Below are 4,348 nucleotides of genomic sequence, written 5' to 3'. Positions count from 1 at the left end.
CCGCCCCACCGACCTGGACGCGCTGCCCGCCCGCGACCGGGTCGCGGGCCGCCCCTACGACCTGCTGCCCGAGGACGGCGCGGGCTCCGGCTACGCGATGTCCGAGCTGCTGTGCCAGGTGCTGGACGCTTCCGCGGCCGGCGGCGGCGAGCCCACGGGAGCGTTCCTGACCCCGGTCGCGCTGGCGCCCGCGTTCACCGTCGCGGAGCGCGGCGAGCGGCGCTGGCGCCCGGTGGGGCGCCTTCACGACGCGCCGCAGCAGGCCCGCGACTCGCTGGTCACCTACTTCCGGCACGTGGTGCCCGCGGTGGAGAGCCCCGCCGCGACGGACGTCGCCCGGTTCGCCGAGGCGGCCGAGCTGATGGAGGACGAGACGCGCCGCAACGGCATCGCCGTCGCGGGGCGCCGGTTCCGGATCGTCCGCATCGAGCGCGTCACGCTGATGGGCCCCGACGGCCCCGAGCCGCCGCGCCCCACCGACTTCGACGCCCGCTGAGGCGCCTTCCGCCAGGGACGCTCCGCCGTCAGGAAGCCGGGTCCGCGTAGGCGGGGCGGTGTTCCTGGACGGAGTCGGCGAGCTGGTCGGCGAGCTCCCCGGCGTCGAGGCGCTTCTCGATCTGGCGCAGGTCGTCGATCTTCGCCTTGGTCTCGGCGCGGCGCGGCGCCAGCATCGTGCAGCAGTCCTCGTCGGGCAGCTCGGAGATCGTGAGGGTCCGGATCCGGCGCGCCTGATCCATGATCTCGATCTTGTCCATGCCGACGAGGGGCCGCAGGATCGGCAGCTCGACGGCGTCGTCCAGCGCGGTGATGTTGGTGAGCGTCTGGCTGGACACCTGGCCGAGCGCGTCCCCGGTGATCAGCGCGGAGCCGCGCAGCCGGCGGGCGAGGACCTCGCCGGTGCGCAGCATCAGCCGGCGCTGCGCGATCACGGCGAGCCGGTCGGCGCCGGACGACTTGATCTGCTGCTGCGCCTTCCCGAACGGGACGACGAACAGCCGCGACCCGCCCTGGAACTTGTCCAGCTCGCGGACCAGCGCGTACGCCTTGTAGATCGACTCGGGCCCGGTGAACGGCATGCCGGAGAAGTGCAGGTAGTCGACGCGCAGGCCGCGGCGCATCATCCGGTAGGCGGCGACGGGCGAGTCGATGCCGCCCGACATCAGCACGAGCGCGCGGCCGCTCATCCCGACGGGCAGGCCGCCCTGGCCGGGGAGGCCGCCGGAGTAGACGAACACCTCGTCGCGGTCGACCTCGATCGACAGGGTGTGCTCGGGGTCCTTGAGCCGGACCGGCTGCCCGTACTTCGCGGTCAGCAGCGTGCCGATGTGCCGGTCGAGCCCGGTGGAGGTCATCGGGAACCGCTTGTCGCGGCGCCGGGACCGGACGGCGAACGCGCCGGTCCGGCCGTCCATGAGCTCGAGCGCGGCGCGCTCGACGCTGGCGAGGTCCTTGCCGACGCGCCAGGCGCGGTGCGCCCACACGATGCCCATGACGTCGGTGACCCGCTGGGCGATCCGGTCCATGGTGGCCAGGTCGGCGTCGTGCTTGCGGACGATGAACACGCCGTGGCGGCGGATCACGTCCACCCGGGCGATGGGACGGACGGCCATGCGCACGTTGTCGGCGAGGCGGCGCTCGAACTGCTCGCGGTTCTTGCCCTTGAGGACGACCTCGCCCAGCTTGAGCAGCACGCACGGCTCGCCGTCGACCGGCGACTCCTCGCGGACGTCCGCCGGGGCGGGGTCGAGCGTCGTCATGCGTGATCCTCCTGGCGGGAACAGGGTCCGAAGGGTGGGCTTCCAGTGTGGCCCAGGAAAGCCAACGCCGCGACCGCGTAAACGTGTTCCCGCCAGGAGGGTCCGTCAGCCGAAGAAGACCTCGGACTCGGAGTAGCGCTCCAGCGGGACGGTCTTCAGCTCCTTGGTCGCCTCGTCGAGGCCGACGCGGATGATGTCGGTGCCCTGGAGCGCGACCATCTTGCCGTAGTCGCCGTCCTTGACGGCGTCGATCGCCTGGAGGCCGAAGCGGGTGGCGAGGACGCGGTCGAACGCGGTCGGGGTGCCGCCGCGCTGGATGTGCCCGAGCACGGTGGCGCGGGCCTCCTTGCCGGTGCGCTTCTCGATCTCGTCGGCGAGGGCCTGGCCGATGCCGCCGAGCCGGACGTGCCCGAACGCGTCGCGCTCCTTGGCCTGGAGCTGCATCTGCCCGTCCACCGGGTGGGCGCCCTCGGACACCACGATGATCGGCGCGTAGCGGGTCTTGAACCGGCTCTCGACGTACTCGCAGACCTTCTCGATGTCGAAGGGCCGCTCGGGGATCAGGATGACGTTGGCGCCGGCGGCCATGCCGACGTGCAGCGCTATCCAGCCCGCGTGGCGGCCCATGACCTCGCAGATCAGCGCGCGGTGGTGGCTCTCGGCGGTGGTGTGCAGCCGGTCGACGGCCTCCATGCCGATGTTCACCGCGGTGTCGAAGCCGAAGGTGTAGTCGGTCGCGTTGAGGTCGTTGTCGATCGTCTTCGGGACGCCGACGACGTTGACGCCGTTGGCGTACAGCTCGCGGGCGACGCCGAGGGTGTCCTCGCCGCCGATGGCGATCAGCGCGTCCACGCCGAGGCCCGCCAGGTTGTCCTTGATCCGCTCGACGCCGCCCTCGACCTTGACCGGGTTCGTCCTGGACGAGCCGAGGATCGTCCCGCCGCGCGGCAGGATCCCGCGCACGGACTGGACGTCGAGCGCCACGGTGTCGCCTTCGAGGGGACCGCGCCAGCCGGCCCGGAAGCCCACGAACTCGTAGCCGAAGACCTGAACGCCCTTGCGCACGACCGCGCGGATCACCGCGTTCAGGCCGGGGCAGTCACCGCCTCCGGTCAGCACTCCGACGCGCATGCCGTCTCCTTCTCCCGCCACCGGGCTCCTCCCTCGATTCACATGGCCAGACTAGTCGTCCGGGCATGGCGGCACGGGCCGTTCGCCGGGTGTCCCGGCGAGCCGCCATTGGTCTAGACCATAGCCCCTGCCGAGGGGTCGGTGCGCCGTTATCGGTCCGGGCGGCGGGATCGGCGCGCCGGATTCCGGCCGATGACGCGGACCCGCCCGCTGACCTGCACCGCCGCCCCGCCGGGCACCCGCCGCAGCGCCGCCTTCCGGGGCCGCGGCGGCGACGCGCCGTCGTAGGACCAGCGGGCTTCGGCGAGCGCGAGTTCCCGCGCCGCGCCGGGGTCGAGATCGCCGTGGTGCGCCCGCGCGAAGTCCCAGCCGTCCCTGAAGGACCCCTGCGTCGGACGTTCGGCGGCCCAGGCGACGAATGCCTTCCTCCAGGACGGGCCGTAGGAGGCGGCCAATGCGGGCCAGGCACGGGCCACCTCACCGGCCCGTTTGAGCAGGATGCCGTAGGCCGCGGCCCGCACCGCCTCTGCGTCGAACCCCTCGGGCATGGGCCCGCCCGCCGTCATGGCGCGGACGAGGGCCTCCTGCGCCGCCGCCAACCCGGCGTCGTACGGGCCGCTCACGTCACGGTCTCATAGCCGGAGGCGGTCGCTATGGCGTCGAGTTCGGCCCGGAGTTCGGCGGCGGGCGGGTAGCGGCCGTCGCGCTCCAGCAGGAAGCCGGGCGGACGGTGGCGCGCGCACAGCTCGCCGACCAGGTCCACGACCTCGGGCGGGACGGCGGCGGCGTGCGTGTCGTGGTAGCGCCCGCCCTCCTCGGAGCCCCCGGCGACGTGGCAGTACGCGATGCGGTCGAGCGGGAGGCGGTCGAGGAGGGCGGCGGGGTCCTCGCCGCGGTTGCGGGCGTTGGCGTACACGTTGGCGACGTCCAGCAGGAGGAGGGCGCCGGTGCGCTCCAGCAGCTCGGTCAGGAAGTCGGCCTCGGCGTACTCGGCGTCGGGCCAGTCGAAGAGCGTGGCGATGGGCTCGACGGCCAGCGGCACCGGCAGCTCGTCCTGGGTGCGGCGGATGTTCGCGGTGAGGGCGTCCAGCGCGGCCCGCGTCCGCGGGACCGGCAGCAGGTGCCCGGCCTCGATCCCGCCCGCCCGGACGAACGCGACGTGCTCGCTCACCAGCGGCGCGTCGAGGGCCTCGGCGCAGGCGGCGAGGTGCGCGACCCGGCCGGGGTCCACGGGCTCGGCGCCGCCGAGCGAGAGCTTCACCCCGTGCGGGACGATCGCCGCGCCGCGGTCGCGCAGCTCCAGCAGGCCGGGCGCGGGATGCGCCGGGTGCACGGACTCGGCGATCACCTCGGTGAAGCGCAGCCCGGGCAGCGCGCCGACGAACCCGGCGATCTCCGGGCGCCAGCCGATCCCGACCCCGAGGTCCGGGGCGATCACGTCAGCCGCCACCGCCGCAGCC

General features: G+C 73.7%; 5 protein-coding genes. 1 reads left to right on the top strand and 4 read right to left on the bottom strand.

Translation table 11 applies throughout. From position 1 onward, the window contains the following. A partial coding sequence (locus tag E1264_RS44250) for a DUF5954 family protein (protein ID WP_207936890.1) occupies nucleotides 1-496 on the top strand: 496 nt, incomplete at its 5' end. Between the two features lie 28 nt (nucleotides 497-524). Here the strand turns inward: E1264_RS44250 and thiI are convergent. The 4 genes from thiI to E1264_RS40655 form a co-directional block, all read right to left on the bottom strand. Further along, nucleotides 525-1,757, bottom strand: a complete 1,233-nt coding sequence (thiI, locus tag E1264_RS40670) for a tRNA uracil 4-sulfurtransferase ThiI (RefSeq protein WP_132182597.1) — start codon at nucleotides 1,755-1,757, stop codon at nucleotides 525-527. 105 nt (nucleotides 1,758-1,862) lie between these two features. Then, on the bottom strand, nucleotides 1,863-2,888 hold the full coding sequence (locus E1264_RS40665; RefSeq protein WP_132182595.1) for a 6-phosphofructokinase: 1,026 nt from the start codon (nucleotides 2,886-2,888) through the stop codon (nucleotides 1,863-1,865). 149 nt (nucleotides 2,889-3,037) lie between these two features. Beyond that, nucleotides 3,038-3,511, bottom strand: a complete 474-nt coding sequence (locus E1264_RS40660) for a hypothetical protein (RefSeq protein ID WP_207936888.1) — start codon at nucleotides 3,509-3,511, stop codon at nucleotides 3,038-3,040. Further along, nucleotides 3,508-4,348: DUF692 domain-containing protein (locus E1264_RS40655; protein WP_207936886.1), on the bottom strand; the 841-nt coding region annotated here is incomplete at its 5' end. The genes E1264_RS40655 and E1264_RS40660, both read right to left, overlap by 4 nt.

Origin of the sequence: Actinomadura sp. KC216, from assembly GCF_004348535.1 — a bacterium.
GTDB lineage: Bacteria > Actinomycetota > Actinomycetes > Streptosporangiales > Streptosporangiaceae > Spirillospora.
Note: the sequence above shows the minus strand (reverse complement) of the source record. Positions and strands in the feature narration are given on the sequence as shown.

Coding starts and splice junctions, on each gene's coding strand:
- E1264_RS40665 (WP_132182595.1), bottom strand. CDS start 2,888: ATGCGCGTCGGAGTGCTGACCGGAGGCGGTGACTGCCCCGGCCTGAAC.
- thiI (WP_132182597.1), bottom strand. CDS start 1,757: ATGACGACGCTCGACCCCGCCCCGGCGGACGTCCGCGAGGAGTCGCCG.